This is a genomic window from Butyrivibrio sp. WCD2001 (assembly GCF_000424485.1).
Classification (GTDB): domain Bacteria; phylum Bacillota; class Clostridia; order Lachnospirales; family Lachnospiraceae; genus Butyrivibrio.
The window spans coordinates 45068-58012 of record NZ_KE384200.1 but is presented as its reverse complement, the minus strand read 5'-3'; the positions used below and the strand labels follow the sequence as shown (position 1 = coordinate 58012).

Annotated in this window: 13 protein-coding genes; 1 reads left to right on the top strand and 12 read right to left on the bottom strand. The window is 41.4% G+C overall.

The genetic code is table 11. From position 1 onward, the window contains the following. Positions 1-85: 85 nt before the first annotated feature. On the bottom strand, positions 86-583 hold the full coding sequence (locus tag G630_RS0118195; protein ID WP_242829966.1) for a plasmid recombination protein: 498 nt from the start codon (positions 581-583) through the stop codon (positions 86-88). 104 nt (positions 584-687) lie between these two features. Between G630_RS0118195 and G630_RS0118190 the strand changes: the two genes are divergently transcribed. Continuing rightward, positions 688-1020, top strand: a complete 333-nt coding sequence (locus G630_RS0118190; RefSeq protein ID WP_026499399.1) for a tyrosine-type recombinase/integrase — start codon at positions 688-690, stop codon at positions 1018-1020. Between the two features lie 334 nt (positions 1021-1354). Here G630_RS0118190 and G630_RS0118185 read toward each other — a convergent pair whose 3' ends face one another. From G630_RS0118185 to G630_RS22755, 11 genes are all read right to left on the bottom strand, one after another. Further along, positions 1355-2704 carry an MATE family efflux transporter gene (locus tag G630_RS0118185; RefSeq protein ID WP_026499398.1) on the bottom strand — a complete coding sequence of 450 codons (1350 nt, stop codon included), beginning with the start codon at positions 2702-2704 and terminating at the stop codon, positions 1355-1357. Positions 2705-3520: 816 nt separating this feature from the next. Beyond that, the gene (locus tag G630_RS0118180; protein WP_026499397.1) at positions 3521-4327 is read right to left on the bottom strand and encodes a Cof-type HAD-IIB family hydrolase; all 807 of its coding nucleotides are present in this window, start codon (positions 4325-4327) and stop codon (positions 3521-3523) included. 9 nt (positions 4328-4336) lie between these two features. Further along, a complete protein-coding gene (locus G630_RS22775) occupies positions 4337-5695 on the bottom strand; it encodes an alpha-galactosidase (RefSeq protein ID WP_081668050.1) in 1359 nt (452 codons plus the stop codon). Continuing rightward, entirely contained in the window at positions 5637-5876 is a 240-nt protein-coding gene (locus tag G630_RS0118170) for a hypothetical protein (RefSeq protein WP_026499396.1), read from the bottom strand. Before G630_RS0118170 ends, G630_RS22775 begins: the two co-directional genes overlap by 59 nt. 156 nt (positions 5877-6032) lie before the next feature. After that, on the bottom strand, positions 6033-7019 hold the full coding sequence (locus tag G630_RS0118165) for a hypothetical protein (RefSeq protein WP_026499395.1): 987 nt from the start codon (positions 7017-7019) through the stop codon (positions 6033-6035). A gap of 193 nt (positions 7020-7212) precedes the next feature. Further along, entirely contained in the window at positions 7213-7665 is a 453-nt protein-coding gene (locus G630_RS24930) for a hypothetical protein (protein ID WP_022761297.1), read from the bottom strand. Beyond that, positions 7658-8539, bottom strand: coding sequence for a RhuM family protein (gene rhuM, locus G630_RS24485; protein WP_022761298.1), 882 nt, complete (start codon positions 8537-8539; stop codon positions 7658-7660). Before rhuM ends, G630_RS24930 begins: the two co-directional genes overlap by 8 nt. Next, a complete protein-coding gene (locus tag G630_RS0118150; protein ID WP_022761299.1) occupies positions 8526-8738 on the bottom strand; it encodes a helix-turn-helix domain-containing protein in 213 nt (70 codons plus the stop codon). The genes rhuM and G630_RS0118150 overlap by 14 nt, the downstream gene beginning before the upstream one ends. Before the next feature lie 435 nt (positions 8739-9173). Beyond that, positions 9174-10493 (bottom strand): IS3 family transposase, encoded by a 1320-nt coding sequence (locus tag G630_RS0118145; protein WP_155832031.1) that lies wholly within the window; start codon positions 10491-10493, stop codon positions 9174-9176. Positions 10494-10528: 35 nt separating this feature from the next. Further along, on the bottom strand, positions 10529-10984 hold the full coding sequence (locus G630_RS22760; protein WP_044959882.1) for a hypothetical protein: 456 nt from the start codon (positions 10982-10984) through the stop codon (positions 10529-10531). Then, positions 10953-12905 (bottom strand): IS3 family transposase, encoded by a 1953-nt coding sequence (locus tag G630_RS22755; protein WP_049946297.1) that lies wholly within the window; start codon positions 12903-12905, stop codon positions 10953-10955. The genes G630_RS22760 and G630_RS22755 overlap by 32 nt, the downstream gene beginning before the upstream one ends. Between the last annotated feature and the right edge of the window lie 40 nt (positions 12906-12945).

The following is a 12945-nucleotide window of genomic DNA, read 5'->3' as shown; positions in this document are numbered from 1 at the left end:
TTGAAATTTGTCAAATTTCCTTTACATTTTGAATATATCATAGCGTGTCATCTATGTCAAGGTTCCTTTACATTTATTCAGTTATTCATCTCTCAGGTCTTAGATTATTCCTATTAAGATTTGGACCTTGCTGCTCTTTCCTCTTATCAACTATCGCCTGGCTTTCTCTTAGCTTTTGCAAAATGCTTGTTTTAGCCTTTTCAGCTATCTCAGGCTTCTTGGTCTTGTCCAACCACTCCTTGAATGTTTTGAAGGCTTTTGAGAAGTCACTATTCCTGCCTTTTCCTTTTGGCTTAAGTGTTTCATCTCCAAAAATCTCTGGGTGGTCTTTCATCTGATGTTCTACAAAATCGTGCATCTGATCCTGTATCGTTTCTAATCTTTTCTGGTCGAATACTTTTGTCTTTGCCACCTGCTTGCTTAATCCTCGTTTGTATCCCGTCGCTACAGGAACTCCTACTACGTGCATGTGAGGAGAATCTTCATCCAAGTGCGTTACTGCCGATGCAATTTTGAATTCCGGAACTATCTCTTTTACATCATCGAGAATATTTACTTCACTCCCGACTTCCACTTCGATCATTTCTTCGTTATACTCTTCACTTTGAAATAATCGAAGATTGTGTATACTCACCGAAACCACATCTCTTGTTTTAGTGAGCGAATGCTTCTTACATGAAATGTGAAATGTTACTGTTAGCAGACAAGGTTCTCCCATTCTACAAGGCATGGTATGAATCCTCTGATTGCGAATACCTTCTACACACCGATGAAAACAAAAAGTTCACCTACAGAAATTATAAAGACAGCTACTGGACACCACTAATTGAAAATCTTGGGATGGAGCACACTCCTCATGATACAAGACACGCCTGCATATCAATGCTGGCAGAAGCTCATGTGGATCCTACAATGATAAAGAAAATCGTAGGACACTCCGGGGCGATGTCTCTGACAGAGAAAGTGTACACCCACCTTGATATCCAGTCTCTGGTAGAAGCAATCAACAAGCTTCACTAGACTCGAAAAAACCTTGTCAAGTGAACTTGTATGGTTCGTACTAAGCTCGTAGAAAACCTCGCTAAGTACTCTACTCAAACAAAATCTAAGACTTGAGAATTTTGCTGTTTACCTGCTGCGTACGGTAGAAAGCTCAGGGCTACTGTATGCTGCTGGTGGCAACTTTGTTATTCTTTATTGTCAAACCATTTAGGAACTTTGTGGGACAATCTCACAAGACTACCATCTTTGTAAATTGCAAATCTTCTAAAATCTTCTGTGTTATCATATACCGCAACAAGATTACAAAAGGAGTCCTTGGATAAAAAATACAGGGAGTCTTTTTATTACTACTTTATGCTATTGCTTTAGTTCTTTTGCCAATTAAACAATAGTATGTCACCATGAGCATCAGAAAAGCGCCTATCCATGCAGATACTTCAGAAATGGCAATTCCCTTAAATCCGTTCCTTCCTACCAAAAAGCCAAAGATCAGCCTCATAATGACTTCGAGCCCGCCTGAGAGCATTGGTATAAAGGTATTGCCCAACCCCTGAACAGAGTATCTGTATACAAAAAGCCAGCCCAGGGCAAAAAAGCTTATTCCCATGATCGGCATGAAATCGGTACAATAACCGATTATCATGTTGTCAGTCAGCAGCATCCTTGCTAAGCTTCCGGGCACAAATATCATAAGGAGCGATATAGGCACATTCACAAGTGTAGAGAGCATCAGGCCCTGTCTTACTCCTGTGCGTATCCTGTCATATTTGCCAGCGCCCTTATTTTGCCCCACAAAGGTCATCATGGAAAGACCTACGGACATTCCGAACTGCTCAAAGAGTGATGCAAATTTCATGCAGGCTGAATAGGCTGCCACATATGCGCTTCCCATAAGATTTACGAAGTACTGCAATACCATGGCCCCTGCAGCTGTGACCGAATTCATAAGTGCCACAGGAAGTCCTATTTTCATCAGTTCAACCAATATATTCTTTTCATCTGCTATTTCTGACGTGTCTTTTCCCAGACTCATAAAATCGATGGTTCTAAGCTTTTTAAGGCACAAAAGGTATGATACAAACTGAGAGACCACTGTTGCCACTGCTGCTCCGACAACTCCTGTGCCAAAGGCCATTATGAAAATAATATCAAGCATGATGTTCACGAGTGATGAACAGATCATAGCAGTGAGGGGCGTTCTGGAATCTCCCATTGACTGGAGAATTGTAATCTCAAGGTTATTCATAACCGTCACTACAATTCCCAATAAGATCACAGCAAAATATCTATACGAATCATCAAAGATATCTTCAGGAGTGTTCAAGAACGTCAGCATCTTATTGAGCAAAGAAACGCATACAACAGTAAAGGCTATTCCAAACGTGATACTGAGCTTCTTGGCTGCTCTGATGTATGCATTCAGCATAGCCATATCGTTTTTTCCAAAGTTCTGGGCAAAGGTTATGCCAAATCCTCTGGTCATCCCCACAACAAATCCAAGTATAAGGAAGTTAAGTGTCCCGGTTGCCCCAACAGCAGCCAGCGCCTGATCCGAGATTCCCTTGCCAACTATAATGCTATCCACAAGACTATATAGTTGTTGGAAAAGATTTCCCCATAATAAGGGCAAAAAGAACAGTATGATCTGTTTCATACTGTTTCCTGAGGTCATATTTTGTGTGGTCTGTTCTGTATTTGTCATGGCCGCTCTCTTTGGTCTTTCTCTTGATGTTAATTTTAATAGTTAAGATCATTTAAGTATCCAGGCTATTCCCTTTGCAAGACGCAGATCCGCATCTTTAAAATGATTTCCGGGATTCATTTCAAACGTAGTTTCTATGCCCTTATTCTTGTATTGATCATAAACTTTTCCGGTCTTATCTTCAACTGTGCTAAGAAGCGCGTTGCGAGTGCATGCCTCTCTATCGCCAAGGGAAAAATATATTGTTTTTCACAAATATATATTTACAGCAAACAATTTATTGCTATTTATCGTGTTTACTATGCCCAAATTTACACACCCCTTTTTCCGCGTGTAAAAATGTGTAAATCTTTTCAAATGTTATAGTAATTTTAAGTTATTTTTGTTAGTTTCAAATCTACCTACTGTTTGGAAGAATATAAAAAATTCTCCCTCTCATTTAGTTTTATCCCCTCTACAAACCCACTGAAAATCCCATAGAATCAATGTTTCACTATTATTAAACATAAAAAAGAGCCATCCAATCGGATGACTCTCTTGTATAATGCTTTGTAATCTCGTATAGAGAGATGATTATCTCTTTGAGAACTTTTTCACTGCCTTAAATACCTTGTTTTGGGCATTTGTAAGACAAGTTGCTGTTTACCTGCTGCGTACGGTAGAAAGCTCAGGGCTACTGTATGCGGTTGGTGGCAACTTTAATAACCGCGATCAAAAATAATACTCTGATTTTACTTTCTACTCATTAAATATATCTGTGAGAAAAATGAAATGGAAAGTTATGACATATGAGCTCTATCCACACTGTCATCTCCCTCACTCCAATAATAGGCCAATACTCCTAAAGGCTTCTGAAATGCTCTCGTCATCATTACTTCCGATCACACACGAGAATTCCTTCTTCAATTCCTCCGGAGCATTTCCCATCAGAAAAGGAAATCCTACAGATCGTAGCATTTCTGCATCATTAAAATGATCACCAAAAGCAACCGCTTTCTCCGGCGGGATGTTCATATACGAGCATACTCGCCTGACTCCGTCGGCCTTTGTAATTCCCTTTCCCATGATTTCAAGAAGAACATCTGAGGATTTAACTATCGACAGCTTTGGAAATCTCTTTTTCAATTCATTTTCTATACCACATATTGCTTCAGGCTCACATATGCAAAGGAGCTTTCCTATGATTGCATCTTTTGGAAGAAGCTCTATGCCGCCCTCTGTTGCACAGACCTCAACGATTTCCTCTTCTGCGCGGACCAGTCGGTCATTCCTGTCATTTACAATCCACAATTCTTCTGAATAGATATTCCATGTACAGTCAATCTTCTCCGCCTCTATATAAGAAATAATATCCCTCGCGTCATCGGCATCAAATCCCTCCGAGTACATTATCTTATCGTTTTCATCAATGATAAGCGCCCCACTATAACAGATCATCGGGCAGGTAAACCCGTACCTTTTAAAAATCGGCCGTACTCCGGATGGCCCCCTTGCTGTCGCAATGACGAAAGGGATATTGGCTTTCTTTAGGGCAAATATTGCATCAAGTGTGCCCTTAAGCATTCTATGTTCACTGTTTAGAATTGTTCCGTCTATATCTGAAAAAACTATTTTGAAATCCATTGATGTCTCTTAACATTTCTTTCTAAAATGAAGTTGTATCGCCGGGTATGAACCGAACACGGGATCAAAGGCATAGCCTGCATTCATTAGCGCAGCTCCGCTAAAAACCTGTCCAATTACATCTGCTTTCTCTCCCGCATCATTTTCCGGAACCTTCTCACAGGATGAGATACAGTTATCGACCTCATACATCGCTTCAGGATCAAGATTTCTCATGCGAACGTATATAACTTCCGGATTGGCTCTCACATCGGTGACCACCAGATTAAGAAGCGCCTCGGACTTATCCTCTGACACAAATCCCCAGGATGTGTAGTACTCTTCGTCAAGTTCATCTGACAGGCGAAGGTACATTCCCCTCTGTATCAGATCATAATATCTGTTAAAAACGTCTATCTGCCGGCGGATCATTGCCTTCTCGTCTGCACTGAGTGTCCTCGGGTCAAGCTCATAGCCAAAGGTTCCCACCATTGCAACAATTGTTCTTGTCATAAGTGGTACTTCGCGTCCGGTCTGGTGATTGGGCGAAGCAGATACATGACTTCCGATTGTGCTCACCGGATAACCGTAGGTTGTGCCCTTTTGTATTTTCAGACGATTGATTGCCTCGGTGTTGTCAGAACACCATATCTGAGGTGAGTAGAACAGGATTCCAGCATCAAACCTTCCGCCGCCACCTGAACATCCCTCAATCATCACATCAGGGAAACTCTCCCTTAATCTCTCCATCAGCCTGTATGAACCGAGAACAAACCTGTGGGCAACTTCTCCCTGCCTGTCTGCGGAGAGCCCTCTGGAAAAGACATTTGACAGTGATCTGTTGAAGTCCCACTTGATATAGGATATCTTAGCTCTCCTAAGCACCGCTGAAATACTCTCATACAAATATTCTATAACCTCAGGCCTTGACATATCAAGCACCAACTGATCTCTTGCCATCACCGGCTTTCTGCCGGGATCAGTGAGTGCCCAGTCGGGATGTGCCCTGTAAAGATCAGAATCCTCATTGACCATCTCCGGTTCAAACCACAGGCCAAATTTCATGCCAAGGCTCTCTACATGATCAGCAATGGCATCCATGCCCTTCTTTAGCTTATCCCTGTTAACCACCCAGTCTCCAAGTCCCGCGTGATCATCATACCTTGCTCCAAACCAGCCGTCATCAAGGACCAGCATCTCACAGCCCGCTTCTTTGGCACAGTCGGCTATATCCATTATCTTGTCATCATCAAAATCAAAGTAGGTACCCTCCCAGTTATTCATAAGGACAGGGCGCTTAATGTCGCGAAACTCCTTAGGGCATACATTTTCACGGATGATCCTGTGGAAGCGTGTCTGCTGATATGCCTCTCCTGTTCTTGTACTCATAGGGGTTTCCCGAGAACCCTCTGTCCAGTTCCTTGATCAGATACCCCATATCAAAGCCACTCACTCTTTTACCATAGTAGGTGTGAAGAACCATTCCCGGCTCATTTATCTTGATCTGATACTCTGTATTTGCAGTCATCAGGGAAAAGAGCTTGCTCTTTTCATCAAATACTATCGACATATCAAGTTGTGCATCTATGCTATTGCCGCATCAATGTCTTCCTTTAATGTCCCCTCATCCATCTGATGATGAAGAGCATCGAGTCCGTCAAACGAATGCAAATATGGCGAATCTGAAACCCAGTTTTCTGTATCCGTATTAATCGGAACGTTCTATTCACCCCTTCAAAAACATCTTAATTTCAGCGAGTGATCGCTCTCGCACTATATCGTCAGTGGTTATATTCACATAAAACTTTCCGTCCCGCCAAGAAGAATACTGCATAAAAAGATCCTGCGAATACATGGTCTCAAACTTGCGAATATCCTCGTATCTGCGGCAGAAGATCTTATCCTGGTATGTATCGTAAAGGAATGGAGCTGTTGTGAACAGTCTGAAATCCACTCTGCTATCCAGGGCCGCCAACATCATAGGGATTGTTCCCATATAGCCTGATTCGATCACCACAATCCTGTTCTGTTTAATGGTTCCGAGCATATCAGAAAGAATCTTTTTCAATTCCGGGTATTCATCAAGTGCTTCGAGTATTTCTTCTCGGCAGAAAGGAAAATATCTATCATACGAAACATGGCCTTTTTCAAGCGCCCCATAAAGAGGAATACGGATATCATCATCCATGTCATCTATTTCTGTAATTTCCCTCAGAAATTTGCGGCTGATCAGCCACGGATAGAGATTATCCCGATTCTTGCTGCGGAAGTATATATACGGGAGCAATGCATCCCTCATCAAAAATACATATGCTGTATCTTCATCATATCTGATCCATTCACTGTACTTGTATATTTCTTCAAGGAACGGATTGGCGGAAACGCTGCCTACCTTGCCTGCTTCTGATAATAATTGTCCAAGCAGTTCTTCAAGTTCATACTCCTCCTTGCTGTAAACAGTATCCGCTAACCTTTCGTAATCAATCGGAAAAGGCGCTACCCCGTTTTTATGGAGGACCTCCCTCAATCTTGTCAGACATGAGAAATCTTCTTCCATACAATCATTCAGATTTGTGTATCCTTCATCTGCTAAATCATCAAGCACCTTCAGCAGTTGCTTTGCTTCGTAAATATCCGCGTCGGAAAGCTGATCTCGCTCATACTTCTCCAACTTTTTGCGGTAATAGTTCTCGTTAAACGATATGAATCCCATGTTTTCTCCAACCTTTCTATTTCATACATGAATACCAATGCTGTGTTCCTTGTATCGGTAAATTGTGATTTGCCTGTATAAGACTTACGTAATACCCAGCATTTTAGATTATATGTGTCTTCTCTATCCTCTTCAATATTCTTACACATAGAACAAGGACGTTTTCACGCCCCTGTCCTCTACTTTAGAAAGATTATCTCTCTATTCCCAAGTCTGTTCTGTGTGATTTTGGAATCTGCTGTTCGTTGTGCTGATCAGCCCTAACTCCAGCTTCCCTTAGCTGTTCCAGGATACTCGTTCTAGCCTTTTCGGTCACCTCAGGCTTTCTAGTTCTATCCCACCATTCCTTGAATTTCTTGAATGATCCGGATACGAGTTTTCCAAGTGTAGTTTTTGGATTTTCTAATGACGCATATCTCATGAATTCCTTATTCATCTCGGATTTCACTACAGCATCTATATACAGCTTTTCATATTCTTGCTGCTTTAGCCTTAAGTAGAATTCTTTTGAGAAGTCGCTATTCCTTCCTTTTTCCTTTGGCTTTAAGGTTTCATCTCCAAAGATCTCCGGGTGGTCTTTCATCTGATGCTCTACAAAATCGTGCATTAAATCTTGTATTTTTTCTAGTCTCTCCTGATCAAACACTTTTTGTTTTTGCCACCTGTTTGCTTAGTCCTCGTTTGTATCCTGTTGCTACCGGAACTCCTACTACGTGCATATGAGGTGAATCCTCATCCAAGTGTGTTACCGCCGATGCGATTCTCTTACAGCCATCCTCAAAAGGATGGTCTTTTATCATGAAATAAAGAAGATTGGCCGCCTTTTCCTCGAGCGAAGGATACACTTCCCCTCCAAAGACATCCTGATAGACTGCTGCCAGAATGCCTTCCACTTTACCAACTTCTTTCTCTACACCAAATACGTCTGATTTAAAAGTATCCTCCATGTAATTGACCATCTCTCTGCAGTCTTTATAGGTGATTCTGTATATTGGGCTCGATCCTTCAGGCTTCTCAAGAGACTGGTGATCATATTGATCCAAAAGCATAAGTGCTTGCGTGTATAAATTTACAGCCTTAAGTACATCCTGTTGCTCAATATCCAATGTCCCTGCAATCATCTTTGTTTGTATTTCCACAGTTTTTTGAAGTGCCTGTAACCTGCGCTCGTTGATAGCACAGCCATTTAAAGTATACTGTTTAAGCACCGCACTTGCCCATCGTCTGAAAGCTATACCTCTCTTTGAATTAACTCGATATCCAACAGAAAGTATCATATCAAGATTATAAATCTTTGGTTTTCTTCCTCCGGAACTTTTGTCGGAAAAACCGACAGAAGTCTCATCAAGCTCTCCTGAGCTAAGAATATTGCTAATATGCTCGCTTACCGTAGCATGCTTAACATCAAATAACTGCTCGATTTGTTTCTGTGTTAGCCAAACTGTTTCTTGCTCAGGACTTATCTGCACCTCTATCTCTGTATTCCCGTCTGTAAATAAAACAATTTCATTCTTTGCCATTAAATTCCCCTCTATCCTTCATTATTTTCTCATATTCCAGCTGATAAGCGATCAGCCTCGGAATATACTCCGGAGGAGTCCTGCGCCCTGCTTCCCAATCCTCTAAAGTACGAACCGGTATACCAGTGTGAATCGAAAACTCTTTTCTTGTTTCTCCCGTGCTCTCTCTTAATTGCTTAATTTTCTCTGCTATATCCATAATTGCACCTCCACGCAATGCGTCAAGTGAATTATATCATGCCTTTCCATCACTCGCAATGCGTGTTTTTATATGTAATCAAAAAGGGAGTCCTAAACCGGTTCGAAAGTCAAGGACTTTTTTGTGACAGATTTTAAGGTTGAATGGAATCATAATAGACAGTGCAAAAATATATATGACAGTGATGGATTTTAAGTAGTACTACGATAGACTTTAGGTTGACAGTAGTACTTTTTTATAGCTTTTTGTAGGGGATAATGATAGAGGGTACAACAAATAGGCCAGAGGATTCCCTGGCAATCAAAAAGCTGTACCGTCAGAGAGTGAGGTGAACTCGCATTTGCGATAAGCCAGACCCTTACTGCCACGATACAGCTGCGTTTATTATACAGCTGTAAAGTATTTAAAAATATAAGATTTTGAAGAATATATAGATCAGAACAGTTCGTTCATCATGAATACATAACTTAGTTCAGTATATTTTCTCCATGCAAGTGGTTCTTTAAGTTCAGAGCGTTTGTCTTCTGTAAGTGACTTTATGAACTGAAGAGCGCTCTTGGCCTTTTCCAGGACAGCCTGCATTTTTGTGATCTGATTAGATGCTGTCATTTCCTTATCCTTCCACTTATCTATTACTGACTTAAGAAGGCGTTGGTCACGAAGTATTACTTTTTCAGGATTAACAAGCCGTTTTTCTTCACGATGCTTTTGGGATGCTTCTCTGCGAACTGCAGCTTCTTCATCAGCATATCTGCGTCTTACTTTCTTCAGATCACCACCTGTCATCATAATTGATGCAGGAACACCAAAGTAGTTGTCAAGTGGATATACTCCCGTTGTGGCATACTGATAGAATTCCTCAGGAGTAAGTCCTGCAAGATCATACTGATAGTGCTCTGAATTGTATGCCTTAAGGTAACCATCCACAAGCTGTCTTGCAGATGTAAAATCCCTGCACATAGCAACCATATCGAGGATGGCTGTTTTAAGCCTCCCAAAGAAGCTCTCCATAGGTGCGTTATCCTGAGAATTGCCTCTGGCTGATACAGACTGTACAAAGCCATCATCGTGAAGTAGCTCAGTAAAGGAAGTGGCAAGGTACTGGCTCCCCTGATCATGGTGCACATAAACTTCATTGGTCCTCATGACTTCCGCAAGTTCGCCAGCATGACCACTCATCATATCCCGGTAGGCTTCTTCTACGAGTTTTAGAGACATATATCTCCCTATGCTCCAACCAATGTTTTCACGAGTATAGGCATCCCTGAATACGCACAGATAAAAAGTGGTCCGATATTCACCATAGTAAAGATATGTTATGTCTGAAAGAATGACTCTTCGCGGAGCGATGAAGAAGTTCTGGTTCACCGCATTTACCGGCGCCGCGCACACGTGATTATGTGATGCCTGATGCTTATATGCATCTTTATGCGGCATCTGTGCCTGTATGTTCATCTCAGCCATAAGCGCCGCTATCTTTTTGGTATTCACAGTCCTGCCAAATCTTCTAAAAAGCTCCACCCTGAATGTCCTTTTCCCAGGAACCACGCCATTTCTGGCAATGATAATCCTACGCATAAGTTCTTTGATTGCATCCCTGTCGGCTTTTTTCTCCGCCTGTTTTCCAAATATATCTTCCTTGCGGCCTTTCCATGCATAGTAGCCAGAGTCAGACACTCCAAACATACGCAGGCATTGTGAAACGTTATACCCATTGAGTTTCGACTTCTGCTTATTTATGAATGAATCAACCATAACAAATCTGTCTGCCCGGATTTCCTTTTCCTCAATCAGGTAAAGTACTCCTCCAATTCGGATCGGATTTTTTTTTGAGCCAAAAGCATTTCTTCAAGATAGTGGTTACGCGCTACAAGATATGCCCGTTCTTCTTCTGGCGTGAGATTTCCCATCTGTTCACGGGAGACGGAGCCGTCATAATTCGTCTCATCTACAGTAAAAAGTTTGTTGTCTCTGGCCTTCTGCATTACGCGCTTTCCGGCTGAATAGGCTCGGTCTTCTCCCAAGATATTTGTGTCAAATCCAAGCGCCTTATAAGCCTGAACATATGTCATTCCTTCATCATGGATTTTCTTGTACAGGGCAATGTCAAAGTCTTTAGAGTAGAAGATCCTGTCCTCTTTGAAGCCAGTAACAAACTCATTATCGAGAAAGGGAATGATCTTTTCATCAGGTCTGTCACTGCCGTCCTCATATTTATACTTTTTTGAATGATCCACCAGTTTCATCGTTTAATCCCCCAATACTTTTTTCTGTAAACTCCTTATAGCTTCTTGCAGCCATGTGAGCGTTTTTTGCTGACTTTACCTTCATCTTTTCAAAGCGTTCTTCTTCTCTCGCCAGATATTTGGCGAATTCTGCTTCACTCATCTGTTCCAGGTATTGTTCATACTCTGCAGGTGTCATCTTTTCTCTATCCCACATGCCTCTTTCATTATTATAGTAAAAGCCATATCTATCAATACATTCCTGCAATTCTTCGAGATTTTTACATTCCTCATAATGACACTCATCCTTAAAGTGCCCAAAGAATGATTCCTGTACTGCATTATCCCAGCAGTTCCCGCGTCTTGACATTGACTGCGTAAGTTCTCGTTCAACAACTGCAGCCTGAAAGTCATCACTCATGTAAAGCATGCCCTGGTCGGAATGAAGTATTGCACCACTTTTGGCAGGGTAAGAATCCATTGCTGCCAGGGTATCAAGCGCAAGCTGAAGATCATTGTTTTCACTGACAATGAAGCATATGAGTCTGCCTGTAACCGGATCCACAGATGCTGAACCATAGGCACGCAGACCATCACCATAGTCAAGATATGTCACATCTGTAAGCCTTATTTCATTGGGTCTGTGAAGCCTGAATCTCCGCATGATGAGGTTGGCTTTTTGGTTTCTCGCTATGAGTTCTTTCATTGCTTTTCTATTCCGGCTGGGACGTCTTATTGTTGTTCGGATTCCGTTTTTATTCATAAGCCTGCGTATCTTGTACATGCTAAAAGACTGTCCGGTAACCCTTGGCATAAGCATATATACCTGGCGTATACCTTTCTCAAAGCCTTTGTATGCAAGTACCTGGCGAATTATTGCTATATCTTCCTCATCTCTGCGACACCTGTTAATTTTGCCTGTTCCATATGTTTCATTATGTAGCAGTGCGTAATAGCGGCTTTTTGATAAATCCATCAGTTTCAGTATCCTTTTTCTGGAATAGTATCCCCAAGGATCACTGGGGAGTCCATCTGCCCATCGACAAACTTTGCGCTGAATATCATAATTGTCAGTTTTGAATATCTGTCCTAATTCGCAAAAACCTTTTCTTACTTCCTGGAACATCATAGAAGCCCGTCTATTCTGTATCTTCAAAATGCCTTCATTACATGGAATAACCTCTGTCTCCAAAGGCTTCCATGCTTGCAAAGATGAATTGATCCGCGTTTTACTCCAGGTATTCACCAAGCTATCATCAATTCCGTATATCTCAAAAATCTTTGAAAGCGGAATGGGTATCATGTATACCTCATTAAAGAAGGCATTTTTCATGTACAGATTTCCACGTACTATCTTTTCTACATAGGGATTCTCTAAGAGCTTTGGAGAGGCTGCAGAAACATGATACTCGACTTTTGAAACACCTTCAGACGCAGCATATCGTCTGAATATTTCTCTCTTAAAAGCCTGTTCCAATCTGACGATTCTTTCACATCCGACATCAAGTGGATCAATCCCATTGCGCCTTAACATATCTTCAATTGATGTGTCAGGGTAAGCTTCCATTAATTCTTGGCGAAATCCGGGATCTATCGTCATTCCGAATCCTCGTTTCTTTCTGTAAAACTTCCCTGACAGTATCAAAGGATTAGTTTCTTTATATTCCGGATCTATTTCAGGGTGAGATTTTTCTGTAGGTAGAGGATATCCGCCGTATTTGAATCTTGCACATATATCTTTAAATGAATGGGATAAGAGGTCTATTGCCAGAATATCAACTTTCTTAAGCTCTTCCTCTATGGTTTCAGGGGTAGGGTTTTCTTTCCATTTTTCGAAGAGTTTTATCCTAAAGGGAAGTGTAAATCCCACTGTTTCACCATAGATGGTTTCGACAACCGGATTATCATTTAGCTTTTTTCTGTTTATATCCCTTCCATACATTATGATAGATTCCTCCTGACAATAGAAATACCCAGACAAT

Excerpts from the sequence above, each read along its gene's own strand:
- G630_RS0118145 (WP_155832031.1), bottom strand. The coding sequence starts at position 10,493 with ATGGTTGATTCATTCATAAATAAGCAGAAGTCGAAACTCAATGGGTAT.
- G630_RS0118165 (WP_026499395.1), bottom strand. The coding sequence starts at position 7,019 with ATGGGATTCATATCGTTTAACGAGAACTATTACCGCAAAAAGTTGGAG.
- rhuM (WP_022761298.1), bottom strand. The coding sequence starts at position 8,539 with ATGGCAAAGAATGAAATTGTTTTATTTACAGACGGGAATACAGAGATA.
- G630_RS0118150 (WP_022761299.1), bottom strand. The coding sequence starts at position 8,738 with ATGGATATAGCAGAGAAAATTAAGCAATTAAGAGAGAGCACGGGAGAA.
- G630_RS22775 (WP_081668050.1), bottom strand. The coding sequence starts at position 5,695 with ATGAGTACAAGAACAGGAGAGGCATATCAGCAGACACGCTTCCACAGG.
- G630_RS0118190 (WP_026499399.1), top strand. The coding sequence starts at position 688 with ATGTTACTGTTAGCAGACAAGGTTCTCCCATTCTACAAGGCATGGTAT.
- G630_RS0118180 (WP_026499397.1), bottom strand. The coding sequence starts at position 4,327 with ATGGATTTCAAAATAGTTTTTTCAGATATAGACGGAACAATTCTAAAC.
- G630_RS22755 (WP_049946297.1), bottom strand. The coding sequence starts at position 12,905 with ATGTATGGAAGGGATATAAACAGAAAAAAGCTAAATGATAATCCGGTT.
- G630_RS22760 (WP_044959882.1), bottom strand. The coding sequence starts at position 10,984 with ATGAAACTGGTGGATCATTCAAAAAAGTATAAATATGAGGACGGCAGT.
- G630_RS0118185 (WP_026499398.1), bottom strand. The coding sequence starts at position 2,704 with ATGACAAATACAGAACAGACCACACAAAATATGACCTCAGGAAACAGT.
- G630_RS0118170 (WP_026499396.1), bottom strand. The coding sequence starts at position 5,876 with ATGTCGATAGTATTTGATGAAAAGAGCAAGCTCTTTTCCCTGATGACT.
- G630_RS0118195 (WP_242829966.1), bottom strand. The coding sequence starts at position 583 with ATGATCGAAGTGGAAGTCGGGAGTGAAGTAAATATTCTCGATGATGTA.